We start from the raw sequence: 17,768 nt of genomic DNA on the forward strand, positions 1-17,768 counted from the left end.
ATTTTATTTATCTCCCATACATATTTATACTCAAATAATAAAGCTCCTTTAAGTTTAAAAATCATTAATAATAGTTTTGCGAATTTGATTTTGTTTAGGGTATACTACTGTGTTTTTTTCAATATTTCCTTTCACAGTGGCACCAGCCCCAATAACTGCACCGTCTCCAATCACAGTACCACGCAGTATTGTGACATTTGAACCTACCCACACGTTATTACCAATTATTACATCATCTAATAAATAATGATTGCCTCTCAAGTTGTTTAGATGACTATAGTTATGATCATGGTCCACAATAACAACATTTGGACCAAATAAGCAATCATTTCCTATCACCACATTTTTCATAACGGTAATTGTACAACCTTGGTTGAAAAAGCTAGTTCCAATTTTCAATTTTCCAGATTCGACTCTAATTGAAACATTTCGTCTTGTAAAGATACTGCTTCCTAATTCAATTACCCCTCTACCTATAGCTATTTCAGTACTAGGATGTAAGTTTTGTATTAGACCACTTTTTATTCTTTGGGGGTAAATTAGTTTTAAAATTACAAACCGCAAAACATTATAAATTAGAATAATTAATTTCGATGGTTTCTGCTTTATAATTTTTTTAAGTAGTTCACCCATTTCTTCCACCATTTATTATCTCCTCATATATCTTTAATAGTGTTTTAAGGTTTTTTTCTTTATTATGAGTTTCCTGAGCGTGTTTTTGAGCTCTGGCTCCAAACTTTTCTGCAATACTAATATTTTTAAAATACTTCTTAACATAATAAGCAAGCATATAAGGTGCATCTCCTTGATATATATATCCTTCTTTATTATGTTCTATCAGGTTCTTTACTCCACCTACGTCTGATGAAACACATGGAACACCCAGCAACATTGCTTCACCTAATGAATTTGGCGAATTCTCAATAGTAGAAGGTGAAACAAATACATTGCTTTTTAAAAATCTTTCTTTCATTTGCATTTCCGTGAGCTGGCCTGTAAAAGTTACTTTATCTTCTAATCCATTTTTTTTAATTAGTGATTTAATATACAGAGCAAAGGAAGATATTTTGAGCTTTGAGTATATGGAATCTGTTCTTGTTAAATCATTTCCCGCAATATAAAGATGAGTGTTTGGAAATTCTCTAATTATTTCTGGCAAAGCTTTGAGCATAAAATGAAGTCCTTTAATTGGTGTTGCAGCTTGACTCATAAAGATGGAGTGCTTTTCACATGATGCATGGTCCCAAGTTCCGGTATAGAATGAATCTCTTAGAGATTCATTGCAAAAATGGTATTTAACTCCAGGGTTTATTTCTTTTGTACACGCTTCGTCCCAATCGGTTCTTCCTATTACATGCCCTATATTTTTGATGGTTTCAATCTCAAATTTACCGCGCTCCTTTAACCTTTTCGATTGATTAAGAAGATTTCCTCTTGCTATATTACTAATAGAAAAGCTTTTGAGATTTTTATATGGAATGCCAGAGTTAAAGTGCATCCAATAGAACGAAGTTAGTCCTTGTATATTTACTACAGTTCTATCTGGCTTTTTAAAAGCTTTTGCAGCTACTAATGAATGGGGGTATTCTGTTCCGAAAATGTGCAGAATATCGGGATTAACTGAATTAACAATATTTTCAATCTGCTTTTCCATTAGAGGTGACGTTTTTAATTGATCCTCTACTGGTAGGAAACCAAAAACCTTTGGTTGAGAAAAAGCATAATAACTTATATTTCCGACCTTACCCTTTTTAGTTTCTTTAAGCCCCAATATGGGAAAACAGATGTGCAACTCTATATCTTTATTCATCTCCAAAGAGTTTGCAAAACCTATTAACCAACCACAAATATTTGGTACATTCACTTGCAAATCATTTGCTATTCTTGGAATTGGCACATTACATACCCATAAAATTCGTTTCATATCTTCACCTTGAACTTTCATCAACAAATTTCCAAATACTATTGCATTGAGCAATTATATTTTTTTGACTTATAATAAAATCTTTCGCTTCAGTGCCAATTCTTTTCCGAACACCTTCATCCATATCAAAAACTTTTTTTATTGTCTTAATTATGCTTTCTTCTGTCTCTTTTTCAATAATGAAAAGGTGGTTTAAGTAGTCAGATGGTATTCCTTTTAACTTAAACGACATTACGGGAATACCTGTAGCCATGTATTCGAATAACTTTGAAGGGAAACAGTAAGTAGAAGCTTTTTCCGAGGGTAACCTCATATTTATTAATAGAGAAGCATTCCGTTGCTTATTTAAGACATCCTGTCTAGATGGTAAAAACCCATAAAATTTTATTCTAGAATCTTTAATTGCACAATCTTTTATATAGTCTTCAGCATTTCCCCCACCTGTGAGCCAAAGTTCTAAAGTTGGATCATCGATTTTCATGAATGCATCTAATAGCATAGCAATGCCATATTGAAAATCAAGTTTTCCAGAATACATAATTGATTGTTTATCATAATCTATTTTTTTAACGGTATTAAATTTCTTTTCTGATTCTGATGCATTATACAACCCTTCCATTAGGATCCACTTATCATTTGTGATTTCTAAGAATTGGGCCATTTTTGATGCATATAGAATAAAACCATCAAATTTCTCCTGCATTCTTTTAATTTGCACAAAATCAATTTTTTTAAGAAAAGCTTTTATCTTACTTTGCCCTAAATCCATGAATTGTGGTAAATCTGTTACGATGAGATATAACTTTGCATTGGGTATGATTTTTTTTATCTCAATAGCCGTAGCCATTGCAGGAGATCTCATGGAATAAACAAAAATGATAAGCTCTTCGTTATTGTATCTCCCTTCAACCCAATTTCTTGCAGCTTTTTTCATCGCATTTTTACAAGTTATCCTATTTATATATTTATCATTTCTGTAGCCAACGCTAATATTTAATGCATTTTTATTATGTGACCACTTGACCTCCTTTACTGTTCTATCTTTATAGATAGGATACGGCGGCAGTACACTGCCATTGATGGAATCAAAAACAAGGCCTGTGACTTTTTCTAATCCAGTTAATATATTTTGTTGCGATACTTGTGCTGATGCCAGATTATATCCTTTTTCTGATTTGAGTTTAAATTCTTCTTCACTTTCTAGACAACCAATCCATAATAGTCTTTTATTTGACATTGATCTACTACCTTTCAACAGGATTTGATTTCTTTGATATACTTCATAATACTTACATCTTTAGTTAAATGATTCTCTAGATATTCTCTACCCGCTTTTCCCATCTCCACATATTCATTGCGGCTTATTGATAATATTCTATCAATATTCTTTTCGAAAGTATGATAGTCCCCTGGATTTGATACTATCCCACACTTAGTTTCTTCTATTATTAAACGTGCCTCTGATCCTTTCTCTAACACACCTAAAATTGGCTTTCCAGCCGCCATAATGCCATAAAGCTTACTTGGTACAGATACACCCTTAATTCCAGCTGCGGAAATGCACATTTGTATATCACATGCATTTAAACTATATACTAAATCCTTTTTTTCTTGGTATGGGATAAATAAGATATTTTCCATATTGTATTTATCTTTTAATTCAATTAACTTTTCTTTAACAGTACCCTCCCCTACAAAAACAAAGACGATTTCCTTGCCATCAATAGTTTTTACTCCTGCAGGGAATTTCCTTAGAACTCGCATTATATTTTCTAGATCATAATACAAACCAATGTTGCCAGAATACATGATGATAAATTTGTCTTCTAATCTATACTTTTTCTTAAAGTCTAATACTTTTCTATTATCTGTAGACAAAGGATAAATTTCTTTCTCGTCAATCCAGTTATTAACAAATGAGTGATTAGGTACTCTTTTGTTTATAAACCTCGCTTTTAATGTTTCAACCATATCTCGACCAACAACAATAACTTTATCAGCTTGATTACAACTAAATTTATCGAACCACATCATTGCATTCAAAATCATCTTATTTTTACTGTATCCAACAGCCATTGTCTGCTCGGGGTTGAAATCTTGAATGTTGTAAATGTATTTGGCACGTTTCATCCATTTGCCCCAAACGCCAAGTAAACCTCCTAAAATGGGAGGCTGAGAAATAGAAAACACATAATCCATATTACCAACTCTAAGTGTTGCAATCATTGCCCCAAAGTAATATGAAAAAATGTTTTTGACTCTACTATATTTATTGTTCTTTGAAAACTCAGGAACACGAATTCGAACAACATTCACACCATTAAGCTCTTCTTTATAAAACATTTTATTTTTATATTTAGATGCAATCTTTCCAGTATAAGATGGAACGACACAAATTATGGTAATATCAAACACTTCAAGCATACCTTCTGCCAATTCTTTTAAAATTTGTCCTGTGGAAGCTACATCAGGAGTATAATAGTGCGCATATATTAAAATTTTTTCTTTTTTTTTCATTTGAAATCTCTTTCCTATAAGTAGGCATACACTCAATGAAATAATTACAAAAAAACAGAATGCATGAACCTCTTTTAATTTGTATTTTTATATCGTTTTAGATAAGCGAAATATCCATATTATCTGATTTCTAAAGATAATCCTCCCCATAAAAAAAGAGCGCCTCTTATCGCCCTAGGTACAGCATCTTGCAAAACCAGGATCAAAAGAAGTTAGCCCTTAATAATTAATATCAGTATAAAATATATATAATCATGATTTAATCAAACATTCGTTTTATTTTCTCTTCCTTTTCAACCTTCTTCATATCTGCTTCAACCATAATTTGAACTAACTCTTCAAAGGAAGTTTTAGTAGGGTTCCAGTCCAATAAAGTTTTTGCCTTCGTCGGATCCCCCAACAATTGTTCTACTTCAGCTGGACGGAAGAACTTAGGATCAACTTCTACAATGACTTCACCAGTTGCTTTGTTGATACCTTTTTCCTCAACGCCTTGTCCTGTCCATTCAATCTCAATGCCAGTATGTTTAAATGCTAATTGAACAAACTCACGTACAGAGTGCATTTCACCTGTAGCGATAACAAAATCTTCCGGTTTATCATGCTGCAAGATTAACCACATGCACTCAACATAGTCTTTTGCGTAACCCCAGTCACGAAGAGATTCTAAGTTACCTAGCATCAATTTGTCTTGCTTTCCTTGGGCAATACGAGAGGCTGCCAAAGTGATTTTTCTTGTTACGAATGTTTCTCCTCGGCGTTCTGACTCATGATTAAACAAAATACCGTTTACTGCGAACATATTGTACGATTCACGGTAGTTTTTGGTAATCCAGAAGCCGTAAATTTTAGCTACCCCGTATGGAGAACGCGGGTAAAATGGCGTTGTTTCTTTTTGCGGCACTTCCTGTACTTTGCCGTATAGTTCAGAAGTAGACGCTTGATAGACGCGTGTTTTATCCGTTAAACCTAAAATACGAACCGCTTCAAGAATGTTAAGTGTACCTTTGGCATCAACATCTAGTGTGTATCCAGGCATGTCAAAGGAAACACGTACGTGCGATTGTGCTGCAAGGTTGTAAATTTCGTCTGGTATAATTTCACCGATAATACGGGTTACGTTTAATGCATCAGTAACATCACCGTAGTGTAGGTGGAAATTTGAATGGTTTAAGAACGCGCTTGCTCCTTCTTCTGTTAAAAGATCTTCTAATCGCTCTTGGTTATATGAAGAGCTGCGGCGGATTAATCCGTGTACTTCATAGCCTCTTTCAAGCAGAAATTCTGCCAAATATGATCCGTCTTGTCCTGTTACGCCTGTGATTAGTGCCTTTTTCATGATTGCCTCCAAGTTTAAGTTCTTATTGTTTAATTAGTTCGTTTTGCAAAAACCACGTATACGCTTTTTGTAATCCCTCATCAAGGGATGTAGTTGCTTTCCACCCTAAGCTGTTAATCCGGGACACGTCTACCAGCTTTCGTGGCGTACCGTCAGGTTTAGATGTATCGAAACGAATTTCGCCCTCAAACCCAACTACTTCTTTCACTTTTGCTGCAAGCTCACCTATCGGTAAATCGTCTCCGACACCGATGTTTACAATGTCATTGCCTACATAATTCTTCATTAAGAAAAGACAAGCATCTGCAAGGTCATCTGAATACAAGAATTCTCTCTTGGGTGAACCTGTTCCCCATACTTCAACAAATTCCGTTTTGTTATCCTTTGCTTCGTGAAACTTTCTAATAAGAGCCGGAAGAACATGTGATGTATGTAAATCAAAATTATCATTTTCACCATAAAGATTAGTAGGCATTGCAGAGATATACTTCGTGCCATACTGCCGATTATATGATTGGCACATCTTAATACCTGCAATTTTAGCAATCGCATATGGTTCATTTGTCGGCTCTAGCTCACCTGTTAAAAGATAGTCTTCTTTAAGAGGCTGTGGCGCCAATTTTGGATAGATGCATGTGCTTCCCAAAAAAAGAAGCTTTTCAACATTATTTTTATAAGCCGCATCAATCACATTTGTCTGAATCATTAAGTTATCTCTAATGAAATCTGCCGGATATTCGTTGTTTGCTACGATTCCGCCAACTTTCGCTGCTGCGAGGAATACGTAATTGATCTTTTCCTGTTCAAAGAAAGCATACACTTGCTTTGGATCCCGTAGGTCGAGTTCAGTACTAGTTTTATACACTAGGTTTGTATAACCTTCTGATTGCAATTTTCTTAAGATAGCTGATCCTACTAAGCCTCTGTGACCAGCCACATAAATTTTAGCGTGTTTTTCCATTTTCATTTCACCCTGTCCTAAAATGCATTTTTCGATCCAAATAGTACTATGACTGTTTTACATAGGATTTTGATATCTGTCATGACCGACTGATGTTTAATGTAATATAGGTCCATCTCAACCATTTCCTGAAAACCTACACTGTTTCTGGCACTGACCTGCCATACTCCTGTGCAGCCGGGCGTAACCAATAACCGCTGTTTATCATAATCCGTGTAATCAGCAACCTCTCTCGGGAGAGGAGGACGGGGTCCCACGAGACTCATATCACCCTTTAGAACATTAAACAGCTGCGGCAACTCATCAATGCTCGTTTTCCTGATGAACTTCCCAACCTTTGTTATTCTCGGGTCGTTTTTCATCTTAAACATCGCACCGGTTACTTCATTTAAAGAAAGCAAGTCTTTCAGTCTTTCTTCCGCATCGCTTACCATTGATCTAAATTTGAACATATTAAACTCTTCTCCATTTTTCCCTACTCGTTTCTGAGTGAAAAAAACAGGTCCTTTTGGATCTTCAAGCTTAATCAATATCGCTACAACAAGAAATAAAAGACTTAAAAGTATAATTCCAAGAAGTGCTCCTGTAACGTCCATAGAGCGCTTGACAAGTTTGTATGTAGACGTTGTTGTACCAAAATCAACTGCTGACTGATGATGCGGTGACTGTGCCGTACTTTCCTTTGCCCACTCTGACATTTCCGCGCCACTTCCTTAATTCGATAATTTTAGACTTTCCTGTTCAACCAGTTTTTGCATGAGTTCAACCAGATCATTTTTAAGGTCTTCATGCTGCAGGGCAAATTCAATGGTCGTCTGGATAAAGCCGAATTTTTCACCCACATCATATCGCTTCCCGGCAAAATCATAAGCGTAGACATGCTGCTGCTCGTTTAGTTTCTGAATTGCATCTGTCAGCTGAATTTCGCCGCCGGCACCTGTCTCTTGGTTTTCCAGAAGTTCAAAAATCTCAGGGGTTAAAACATAACGTCCCATAATTGCCAGGTTTGAAGGAGCTGTACCTTGCTTTGGCTTTTCTACAAACCGGTTTACTTGATAAAGCTTGCCTTCTTTATTCAAAGGATCAATAATACCATAACGGTGCGTTTGATCATCGCCAACCGTCTGAACACCGATGACGGACGAACCAGTATTGTCATATTCGTTAATTAGTTGCTTTAAGCACGGAGTTTCAGCTTGTACAATATCGTCCCCTAGTAATACTGCAAACGGTTCGTTCCCGATAAATTTACGTGCGCACCATACGGCATGCCCAAGACCTTTTGGTTCTTTTTGACGAATGTAGTGAAGGTTAATTCCAGATGAATGTCTTACTTTTTCAAGCAAGTCATACTTTTCTTTTTCTATGAGATTTTGTTCCAGTTCAAAGTTGTGATCAAAATGATCTTCAATTGCCCTTTTCCCTTTGCCTGTTACAATAATAAGGTCTTCAATTCCAGATTCGATGGCTTCTTCAATGATATATTGAATTGTCGGCTTATCGACAATCGGAAGCATTTCCTTTGGCATCGCTTTTGTTGCAGGTAAAAAACGAGTCCCTAAGCCAGCAGCTGGAATAATAGCCTTTCTTACTTTTTTCAATTAAAACGCCCCTTTTATTTAATTAACAGCAGTTAATTTCAACGTATTTATCGTTTTTCTTCCCATTGAGTGATACTCAAGATTGTGGTTCTTAACCACCTCAAGATCATAGCAATTACGGCCATCAAAGATAATAGGTGATTTCATTTCTTCCTGGAATACGTTCAAATCCAAGTCCTTAAATTCATTCCACTCTGTTAGAATTAATACAGCATCTGCATCCATTAAGGCTTCAGCTGCGTTTGAAGTATAATTCACTTTTGTATCCAGGATCTTTTTCGCATTTGACATTGCAACAGGATCATATGCGAAAACGTTAGCACCTTTTTCGATTAAGTGTTTAGAAATGACAATTGAAGCTGCTTCTCTCATATCATCTGTGTTTGGTTTGAAAGCTAGACCCAGAATCGCTATCTTTTTGTCTTTTAAACTTTCAAACCTGTCTTCTAGCTTATTCATCAGGATTTCCTGCTGTTTTTGATTAACCCGGACTACACCCTTTAATAGGTCAAAATCGTATTCTACATTTCCTGCAATCTGAATAAGTGCTTTCGTATCCTTTGGAAAACAGGATCCACCGTATCCTATACCGGCATTCAGGAACTGAGAGCCAATTCTGCTGTCCTGTCCCATTCCATTTGCTACATCTTCAACGTTTGCATTCAATTTTTCGCAGATGTTTGATATCTCATTAATAAAACTGATTTTTGTTGCAAGGAATGCATTTGCTGCGTATTTAATCATTTCTGCGCTGCGGATATCCGTCTTGAATATTGGAAGTCCGAATGGCTGGTTGATTTCTTCTAAGATCGCTACCGCTTTCTCTGAACTCGACCCAATGACAATTCGATCGCCATTGAAAGAGTCATAGATAGCAGATCCTTCACGCAAGAACTCCGGATTCGATACAATCTCAATTTTCACATCATGAACTAAGTGATTTTGGATGACATCTTTAATCCAGTCATTTGTTCCAACAGGAACCGTACTTTTTGTGACGACAACAACATCCTGATTCACTTGTGCAGCAATATCTTTTGCCACTAGCTCAACAAATGTCAGATTCGCTGAACCATCTTCTTTTTCGGGTGTGCCTACAGCGATGTAAATGACATCAGCACCATTAAAACCCTCAGCATGATTTGTAGTGAAAAACAATTTCCTTTCATTAATGTTCTTCAGCATGAGTTCATCCAGACCCGGTTCAAAGATTGGAGATATACCCGCTTTCATTTTTTCAACTTTTTTAGGGTCAATATCAATACATGTGACAGTGTGGCCAATCTCAGACAAACAGGTGCCAGTTACAAGACCGACATATCCAGTTCCTACAACTGCAATTTTCATGTTCATTCACCTTTTTCCTAACATTTATCATTTAAAATAGTTAACGGAAAAGCATTCTCACCGTAACAATCTTTCGTTAACCATCTTTATTATTAATAAAGTTGGGCATCAAACCCACCCTCACACCACACCTATGACGACAGGCGTCTAAGGTCTCTCACCCACAATGCAGCCGAGTGCCTCCTTTGATAATGGTGGAGGAGGCATCACCAGGTCTTTATTAAAAGATTCCCAAAAACTTCTTTTTCTTTATTTTCATCGGATCCATTCTGTAAGCTGTTAAGTTTTGTACTAGGAGTTCAGCATTTTCTTTAAACAGGTACTCTGCTTGCGACCCAAATTCTTTATTAAGAACGTTGTATCCATCAGTCAATCTGAACGGACGATTTTTTAAGCTGTGTACATCCGATGCAAGGAAATGGGCAAGCTGTGCTTCAACCAGCTGCAGGGTGAATTTTTTAATATTTTTCCCAAAATGTCCTGTGATGCTGGATGAAGTAATCTGTGTAAGTGTTCCTTTGCTGACAAGCTTGTAAAGAAGATCAGGGTTTTCAATGAATTCTGCGTTTCGTTCTGGATGAACGATAATTGGTGTGAGTCCCTTGAGCTGAACATCATACAGCATTTGTTCCGTGTATCTAGGTACGTGGCCGGATGGAAGCTCGATAAAAATATAGTTTGTATGATTAAGCGGCAGAATGACGTCGGTTTCTAATTCATTCATTAAGTCTCCATGAATTCGTGTTTCCTGCCCAGGCAAGATGGTTAGAGGAATGGTTTCATTTCGAAGTAGTGTATTTAGTAATTCAACATTTTTCAGAATACTTTGTTTGCCGTTTATGTATTTGCCGTTTTGATGATGGGGGGTGGCAATGATTGTCGTAATGCCCTCCTTAACTGCCGCCTTGGCAATTTGGATGGCTTCTTCAGCAGTCGCAGCCCCGTCGTCTACACCGGGTAATATGTGTGAGTGAATATCAATCATTTGAACCACCATCCATGACAATTGAATAGGTATTATGGTTCATAATACCCATTCGTAATTTAGAGTACTTTCGCGCTTTGAAAAAGGTTTTAACAAGTGGAAATATTTACCTTGTTGCGTAGTAATAGTATTGATTATCCTGCTGTTTTTTGTTATTCAAGACTGTCCCAATTATTCTGGCCTGAGACTGAAGCAGCGCCTCTTTCGCTTTTACTGCTCCTTCAAGCTCCGTTTTGCCGCTGCTTATGACGAGTACGACACCGTCAACTGCGTTAGACAGGATTTGTGCATCAGTTACGACTAATACAGGCGGTGTATCAAAAATGATTAGATCGTAGTCCATTTTCGCGTCTTCAATCAGCTGTTTCATGCCCTTTGATGCCAAAAGTTCAGACGGGTTAGGAGGAATCGGCCCGCTTGTGAGCAAGTAAAGGTTTTTCTGCTCTGTGTATTTAACCGCCTGTGACAAAGAAGATTGTCTCGTTAACACGTTTGTCAGGCCTGCGTGGTTGTCCACTTTAAATGTGTAGTGTGCGGTTGGTTTTCTTAGGTCTGAGTCTATTAATAGAACTTTTTTTCCCTGCTGGGCGAATACAACGGCTGTGTTTGCTGCGGTTGTCGACTTTCCTTCGCCCGGTCCAGCTGAAGTTACAATGATTGAGAAGATTTCTTCATCAACAGTTGAAAATTGGATATTGGTGCGAATGGTTCTGTATTGTTCCGCTACCGGCGATCGTGGTGTCGTCATGGATACCAGACTTCTGTTCTGCAGATGGAATAAGTGTTTACGATCTTTACGAGCCAACCGTCTCACCTCTTGTGTTTGAGATTTGTGTTTCAACGTTCTTTTGGTTTCTTTGTTCCTGTTCAATGTCTATGCGGGTTACTGCTCCTAATACGGGGAGGCCTAAATGTTTTTCAATGTCTTCTTCTGTTTTGATCGTGTTATCTAGGTATTCAAGAAGGAATGAAAGACCTACACCTGCCATAAGACCTACAACCAGGGCAATCGCAATGTTCATCAGCGGCTTAGGCTGGATCGGTGACGGATCCGTTCCGAGCTCTGCTTTCGAAAGAATGCTGACATTGTTGACATTCATAATTTTAGCAATGTCTTTTTGGAAAACCGTCGCAATGGTGTTGGCAATTGCTGCTGCCTGTTTAGGATCTTCGTCCTGCACAGAAATGTTCACGACCTGGGAGTCTTGCTCACTTCCAACTGTAACATTTGCATTTAATTGACCACTGGACATGTCCAGATTAAGTTGCTGGATGACCTTGTCTAATATCGCTGGACTCTTGATAATTACGTTGTAGGTATTGATCAGCTGTAAATTTGTTTGAACTTCATTATACTGTACTGCCTGCTGATCACTTTTCGCCTGATTTACGAGAATTTGAGTAGAAGATTGGTAGATTGGAGTAAGTACGAAAAAGCTGATAAGTCCGCTTGTAGCTGCTGCGATGGCTGTGATAATGATGATGAGTGAAAGACGTTTCCTTAGCGTTTGAAACAGCTCTTTCAAGCTGATGGTTTCTTCCATGGTGACCTCCGTTTGATATGTATTAGAAAAAGTACAAACAAATTATAATAAAAGACCTAGATGTTTGCTACAAATTATTACAGTAAAAGTGATATTTTTCTCATTTTTTATTATTAATCTGTTTTTCGTGAACAATAATGACAATTATAACAAGGATTTGTAAATTGTGTATGAATTTTTTACAAATTAAAAAGGAGACCCGCAAAAACGCGAATCTCCTGACGAATTATAAGTTATTTGCTAAAACGGTTACAAGTGCTGTCAGTGCGATTGTCAAAACCGGAATGGTTACCGTCATGACGCGCTTTCTAAGCTCTCTCTTCCGTTCCATTTCTTCCGGTGTAATCCATTGTCCCATTAAAAAAACCCCCTCGAAACTTGTCGACAAATGTCTAAATGTTTATGTCTTAATTATCGGTGAGGCCTTTCATAAGTTTAATAGAACTTTCGGAATAATAAGACGAAAAAAGTCCGCACTCTTTTTCTTGCGGACTTTTTTCGGTGTTCATTTATTAAGACGCATATACTTTTCTGAATTGGAGGATCAGCTCATCGAGCAGTTCTTTGGTGGTAATTTCATTTGAATGCTCGCCTTTCTGGTAGGCGCTCATTAAAATTTGCAGAAGTTCTTCTTGTTTCAAACTGTTTTCTTTCATTCTACAAATTTCCTTTCTCTTATTTTACAAAAATATACAACAAGCAGATTATACTGCGTTTTGTGTCGGCTGGCAACTATATTATAGCGTTCGTGTCGAACTAATGTTTATGTCCCCGAATTTTCTTTCCGCTAAACCTGAAATTGAAATGTTGTGGAAGGTTTTCTCCTTTTGGCAATTTCAGTTATAATAAAGAGATGTACTTACGATGGATATCAAAACATTTTTATTTTACATAAAACAAAAAGGAGCGGTACGCCATGCTTCAGCACGAACTGGATAAAGAACTGATCCTGCAAGCGGGTGAGCAGCTGCAGGATATGCTTTCGCCGAATTCGGAGGATGATCGGCAGCTGATGAAAAAGGGCTTGATGCTGTACCGGCAGGGCAGTGTTTATAATGTGAAGATTGACGGGCACACGGTGAAGGCGAATGTGCAGGATGTGACGCCTGTTCGGGTGGTGCTTGAGCTTGATTTTTTCACGATGAGTTCGTGCACGTGCCCAGCGGCTTTTCCATGCCGTCATGCTGCGGCTGCCTTTCTTTATTTATATGCAAGTACGGAAGCAGTCGGAACGTATATGGACGCCTGGAATACCAAGGCCCAGAAGGCGATTCTGGCCCAGTTGAAGCCTGCGAGCAAGCTGGTTCCTTCTGTGAGCTGGAAGGAAGATTCGCTTGAGAGCTGGCTGGCCTTTTTTGAGTTTGAATATGAACGCTGGGCGGAGAACCGCCCGCGGACCGTGCAGCAGCTTCAGAGCCTGTACAATCACTACTATCCTGCACTTAAGAAGAAGGCTCCGAAAGATGCAGATCTCAGGCGGTTTTATTTGATTCACGCGAATCTTGCCGTTCTGTTTCAAATGCTTCGTCTGCTTAATGAGACGAAGCCCGGGGAGCATTTGTTGCATAATGTGTATCATTCTTATCTTGAAGAGTGCATTGATACGATTACGTATGAACTCCGTGAGATGCGGAAGTTTGCGCTGCCGTTTTCGATTGACGGTTTGCTGAAGGATAGTATAGAAGTTTTCCGGAGACTTCTAGATGTGAGCGACTATATGCAATATGAACGACTGAGTGTATATCGCTCGCTTTGGACCGGCATTCTGAATCAGAAGAAGTGGGTAACCGAAGAGGCGGAGTGGCTGCAAGATAAGCAAAGCTCGGAGGTGAAGCCTGAGTACGGGCTTGCCCTTCTGCATATGGAGTATTTGCTTGGTAATGACGATGTCCTGTTTGAGAAAATGGAGATGTTTTCGAATGCGGGCTTTGTCGTTTTGTACGACTGGGTGGAGGATATTATTTCCCGGAAAAACTGGAAACGTGCCGGCAAGTGGTTTTCTCATATGCACGGAAAGATTGATGCGTATATCAACAGCGAGCTTCCATATGAAGAAAAGCGGAAAGCGATACGGTATTATCTTGATCTGCTCGCTGACTATTCGATGCAGTCAAAGGATGAGCGATTGTATGAGAATGCGTGCCGCGCTTCCCTCCCGTTCAGTTATGCGGAGTATCATCATTTCTTGGTTAATCGAAAGCAGTTTAAGACATGGGCGGAGCTGCAGCTGCTCCTTGGGTTTGAATTGTATGAGATCGACCGCGATTTACTGAAGGTTGTTGAGAAGGAAAGCCCGGAGTCGCTGCTGACTGTGTATCACCATGCGATACGCCATGAAATTGCCCAGAAAACGCGGAGCAATTATAAATTTGCCGTGCGGTACTTGAAAAAAGCGCGCACGTTATATAAGAAGCTGAAGAAGGAAAGTCAATTTGAGATCTATCTTGGGAAGCTTGCGCATGAGCACCGACGCCTGCGGGCTTTTCAGGAGGAGCTGAAGAGAGGAAAGTTGATTCATGCTGAATGATTTGAAGATCTCCGTTCACACCGAACAAATCGAGAATTTTCACTTTTACATCTGGTGTACGACAAAGGATGAGAAAGTGCTCGGCACCAATCATATGAGGCGCTATCTTTTCGCCTGGCATGAATCGTCTTTCTACGGATCAATGCTTGAGGACGTGAGCTATATCGGGGTCCCTTCTGTGCTCCTGTCGCCGTGGATGATGGTCGAGCTGATCGGAAAAGACACGACGAACTCACTTGCAGATGTTGAATACAGCGGAGATGCTGTCTCGCTGATCGATGCGGCTGAAGCGATATACGACTGTATCGTATCGGGCGATTTTATGCCGGATTATGAGCGCTGGAAAAGCGGTGCGTTCGGATGGCGCGATACGGCCGGTGAGCTTGAAGGGTTTACGGCTGACTGGCTGTCGGCTGCTGTAAATGATTTGATTGAACAGAACACTGACCTCGGCGTAGCGTGGGGCGATATAGTGAATACTTACAGCGCTGCCGAGACGTTTGAAGGTCATTTCTTGGATGAACGCGACTGGCTTGAGAAAATCGGCTACCTTGTTGATGATGCTCCGTTTACAATTGGCCTGCGGCTGAATGAGCCGGATTACGACGGGGATGACTGGAAGCTGGAATTGTTTCTGCGTGACCGGAAGAACCCGGATTCGTTTCACCTTTTCCAGGGGCTGAAGGATCTTCCTGCTCCATGGGGCAGTTATATGGACAGGATTGAACGAGAGCAGCAGCGCTTTGAGGAGATTGTGCCATGGCTGTCGTTTAAGAATGGAAACACGCATATATCAGAGGATGAGGCGTGGCTCTTCCTGACGAGCGCGAGTGAAACGTTTGTGAATACAGGCGTGGAGATCCTTCTACCGTCGTGGTGGCAGGTTGTGCGCGACTCTAAGGTCATGCTGAAGGCGAAGATGTCTTCCTCCCCTCGCGGCCAGTCCTTTGTCGGCATGAGCTCGCTGATCGACTTTAACTGGCGGTTTTCGACCAACGGTGTTGAGCTGAGCGAAGATGAGTTCATGCAGATGGTGAACGCGAACCGACGGCTTGTGAATTTTAAAGGACAGTGGATCAAGCTTGACCCTGCTTTTATCAAGCATGTGCAGTCGATTTTGAAAAAGGCGGAAAAAGAAGGCCTGCATTTTTCCGATATTCTGCAGCAGGAGCTTGCAGATACGCGCGATGATGAGGACGAGGTTATGGATGCGCGCGCGTTTGCGAATATACACATTGAGCTGAACAAGCAGATGAAGTCGATGCTGCGCCAGCTGACGCAGACAACAGATATTCCGAAGCACGATGTGCCTGCTTCCTTTAGAGGTGAGCTGCGTCCATATCAGCAGCAAGGAGTCGACTGGCTGCTGTTTCTCCGGAAGTTCAAGTTTGGCGGATGTTTGGCAGATGATATGGGTCTGGGGAAAACGATTCAGATGATTGCTTATTTTGCTTATGTCCTTGAGCATGAGAACATGAAGGCGCCATTTTTGATCATTGCACCGACCTCTGTTCTCGGCAACTGGCAGAAGGAAATTGAGAAGTTTGGGCCGGATATGAAGGTTCATCTCCACTATGGTCCGAACCGTGCAAAAGGTGAGGATTTTGCGGCGTCGATTGCCGGTGCCGATATTGTGCTGACGTCATACGGCCTGTCTCACGCAGATCACGAGGAGATTGCAACTGTTCCATGGAGCACGATTTGCCTGGATGAGGCGCAGAACATTAAAAACGCTCATACGAAGCAGTCGCGGGCCATCCGCAAGCTGAAGGGCCATCACCATATCGCCCTCACAGGAACCCCGATGGAAAACCGCCTGACGGAATTGTGGTCAATTTTTGATTTTATCAATACCGGATTTTTGGGCAGTCTGCATAGCTTTCATAAAAAGTTTGTGCTGCCGATTGAGAAGGACCGCGATCCGAAGATCATCGGCAACCTGCAGCAGCTGATCAAGCCTTTCCTGCTCCGCCGCACGAAGCGCGATGAGCAGGTCGCGCTGAATCTTCCTGAGAAACAGGAGCAAAAGGAGTACATCCCGCTCACCGTTGAGCAGGCATCGCTCTATGAGCAGCTTGTAAAGGATACTTTCGCGCAGGTCTCGCAGCTTGCAGGGATGCAGCGGAAGGCGCTTATTTTGAAGATGCTTGGGAAGCTAAAGCAGATCTGCAACCACCCTGCGCTTTATTTGAAGGAAGAGCGTGCAGCATCAGTGACTACGCGATCACATAAAATCGAGAAGCTGCTGGAGCTCGTCGGCGCGATTCGCGAGCAGGATGAGAGTCTGCTGATTTTCACCCAGTATATCGGGATGGGAGAAATGATTCAGTCGCTGCTTGAGCGCGAATTCGGCGAAAAGGTGCTGTTCTTGAACGGAAGTGTGCCTAAGGCTGCGCGCGATAAGATGGTGGAGCAGTTCCAGAACCGGGAGTATACGATTCTGATACTGTCCCTGAAGGCTGGAGGAACCGGTCTGAATCTGACGGCCGCCAATCACGTCGTCCACTACGACCGCTGGTGGAATCCCGCTGTCGAGAACCAGGCAACCGACCGCGCATACCGGATTGGCCAGAGCCGCTTCGTTCACGTGCACAAGCTAATCACAACCGGCACGATCGAAGAGAAAATCGACGTCATGCTGGACAAAAAACAGTCCCTGAATGATGAGATCATCCAGAGCGAAAGCTGGATCACCGAGCTTTCTACCGACGAACTCGAAGAGCTCTTTACCCTATCCATGAGCTAGGAGGCGCGCGACATGGCCAAGAAGAAAGAACAGGAAAAACCGAAAGAAAAAGACACCATGAGTCCCGAATGGCGCAAGCTGTATGAGCTGATTGGGAAGAAGGTTGGGAAATAGATTTGTGTGTGAGACCAGTTCCTTTTGGGGGCTGGTTTTTTGTTGAAAATTGAATGTTCATTAATATTTTTAAGACTTCTTCTAAAATGCTAAAAAAACGCATGGTTAATAACATGTAAAATAAAGGGAATATATTATCAGTGTCGAATTTTAGACTAGTGAA

At 40.3% G+C, this 17,768-nt stretch carries 16 protein-coding genes; 2 read left to right on the plus strand and 14 right to left on the minus strand.

Features of this window, described 5'->3' with window-relative positions; translation table 11 throughout:
* Positions 1-54: 54 nt before the first annotated feature.
* From ACK1LH_RS19600 to ACK1LH_RS19665, 14 genes are all read right to left on the minus strand, one after another.
* Positions 55-645 carry an acyltransferase gene (locus tag ACK1LH_RS19600; RefSeq protein ID WP_411334069.1) on the minus strand — a complete coding sequence of 197 codons (591 nt, stop codon included), beginning with the start codon at positions 643-645 and terminating at the stop codon, positions 55-57.
* Complete coding sequence (locus ACK1LH_RS19605) at positions 626-1,945, minus strand: glycosyltransferase family 4 protein (RefSeq protein WP_411334071.1); 1,320 nt, start codon at positions 1,943-1,945, stop codon at positions 626-628. Before ACK1LH_RS19605 ends, ACK1LH_RS19600 begins: the two co-directional genes overlap by 20 nt.
* Positions 1,929-3,161 (minus strand): glycosyltransferase, encoded by a 1,233-nt coding sequence (locus ACK1LH_RS19610; RefSeq protein WP_411334073.1) that lies wholly within the window; start codon positions 3,159-3,161, stop codon positions 1,929-1,931. The genes ACK1LH_RS19605 and ACK1LH_RS19610 overlap by 17 nt, the downstream gene beginning before the upstream one ends.
* A 14-nt stretch (positions 3,162-3,175) precedes the next feature.
* Entirely contained in the window at positions 3,176-4,441 is a 1,266-nt protein-coding gene (locus ACK1LH_RS19615; RefSeq protein ID WP_411334075.1) for a glycosyltransferase family 4 protein, read from the minus strand.
* A gap of 259 nt (positions 4,442-4,700) precedes the next feature.
* Positions 4,701-5,780: a GDP-mannose 4,6-dehydratase gene (gmd, locus tag ACK1LH_RS19620; protein ID WP_411334076.1), complete on the minus strand. Its 1,080-nt coding sequence runs from the start codon at positions 5,778-5,780 to the stop codon at positions 4,701-4,703.
* 22 nt (positions 5,781-5,802) lie between these two features.
* Positions 5,803-6,741: a GDP-L-fucose synthase family protein gene (locus ACK1LH_RS19625; protein ID WP_411334077.1), complete on the minus strand. Its 939-nt coding sequence runs from the start codon at positions 6,739-6,741 to the stop codon at positions 5,803-5,805.
* Between the two features lie 17 nt (positions 6,742-6,758).
* Positions 6,759-7,439 (minus strand): sugar transferase, encoded by a 681-nt coding sequence (locus ACK1LH_RS19630; RefSeq protein ID WP_411334078.1) that lies wholly within the window; start codon positions 7,437-7,439, stop codon positions 6,759-6,761.
* Between the two features lie 15 nt (positions 7,440-7,454).
* Positions 7,455-8,342: a UTP--glucose-1-phosphate uridylyltransferase GalU gene (gene galU / locus ACK1LH_RS19635; protein ID WP_411334080.1), complete on the minus strand. Its 888-nt coding sequence runs from the start codon at positions 8,340-8,342 to the stop codon at positions 7,455-7,457.
* 18 nt (positions 8,343-8,360) lie between these two features.
* Positions 8,361-9,689, minus strand: a complete 1,329-nt coding sequence (locus ACK1LH_RS19640) for a UDP-glucose dehydrogenase family protein (RefSeq protein ID WP_411335128.1) — start codon at positions 9,687-9,689, stop codon at positions 8,361-8,363.
* 220 nt (positions 9,690-9,909) lie between these two features.
* Complete coding sequence (locus tag ACK1LH_RS19645) at positions 9,910-10,674, minus strand: tyrosine-protein phosphatase (protein WP_411334081.1); 765 nt, start codon at positions 10,672-10,674, stop codon at positions 9,910-9,912.
* A gap of 106 nt (positions 10,675-10,780) precedes the next feature.
* Positions 10,781-11,422: a CpsD/CapB family tyrosine-protein kinase gene (locus tag ACK1LH_RS19650; protein ID WP_411334082.1), complete on the minus strand. Its 642-nt coding sequence runs from the start codon at positions 11,420-11,422 to the stop codon at positions 10,781-10,783.
* Positions 11,423-11,468: 46 nt separating this feature from the next.
* Complete coding sequence (locus ACK1LH_RS19655; RefSeq protein WP_411334084.1) at positions 11,469-12,218, minus strand: YveK family protein; 750 nt, start codon at positions 12,216-12,218, stop codon at positions 11,469-11,471.
* A gap of 226 nt (positions 12,219-12,444) precedes the next feature.
* Positions 12,445-12,576, minus strand: coding sequence for a hypothetical protein (locus ACK1LH_RS19660; protein ID WP_411334085.1), 132 nt, complete (start codon positions 12,574-12,576; stop codon positions 12,445-12,447).
* Positions 12,577-12,730: 154 nt separating this feature from the next.
* Positions 12,731-12,874 carry a hypothetical protein gene (locus ACK1LH_RS19665; protein ID WP_282033702.1) on the minus strand — a complete coding sequence of 48 codons (144 nt, stop codon included), beginning with the start codon at positions 12,872-12,874 and terminating at the stop codon, positions 12,731-12,733.
* Between the two features lie 260 nt (positions 12,875-13,134).
* Between ACK1LH_RS19665 and ACK1LH_RS19670 the strand changes: the two genes are divergently transcribed.
* Both ACK1LH_RS19670 and ACK1LH_RS19675 read left to right on the plus strand, forming a co-directional pair.
* Positions 13,135-14,745 carry an SWIM zinc finger family protein gene (locus tag ACK1LH_RS19670; protein WP_411334086.1) on the plus strand — a complete coding sequence of 537 codons (1,611 nt, stop codon included), beginning with the start codon at positions 13,135-13,137 and terminating at the stop codon, positions 14,743-14,745.
* Positions 14,735-17,491 (plus strand): DEAD/DEAH box helicase, encoded by a 2,757-nt coding sequence (locus ACK1LH_RS19675; protein WP_411334088.1) that lies wholly within the window; start codon positions 14,735-14,737, stop codon positions 17,489-17,491. The genes ACK1LH_RS19670 and ACK1LH_RS19675 overlap by 11 nt, the downstream gene beginning before the upstream one ends.
* Positions 17,492-17,768 lie beyond the last annotated feature (277 nt).

Source organism: Metabacillus indicus, assembly GCF_046603695.1.
Taxonomy (GTDB): Bacteria; Bacillota; Bacilli; order Bacillales; family Bacillaceae; genus Bacillus_P; species Bacillus_P indicus.